Here is a 229-nt window from a genome sequence, read left to right on the forward strand (position 1 = left end):
TGGAGACTGGAACAGTCTCGCTCAACACGAGTTCCTGGCAGCCTCCCCCGCGTGCATTGGAGCAGTCGCCCGCAAGTAAAGTGTGAGCGGCCACCTCTGGCGATTATGTCCTGGCACCAAAAATTTTACGATCGAGCAGGATGTAGGCGATTTGGGCCCGGAGGCTGGCGGGCGTCAGTGGCCAGATTGGTCTTAGCGGTCGGTTTTTGACCGCTTAGACCAAGGCCAG

The sequence above is a fragment of the Schleiferilactobacillus shenzhenensis LY-73 genome (assembly GCF_000469325.1).
In the GTDB taxonomy this organism is placed as follows: Bacteria; Bacillota; Bacilli; order Lactobacillales; family Lactobacillaceae; genus Schleiferilactobacillus; species Schleiferilactobacillus shenzhenensis.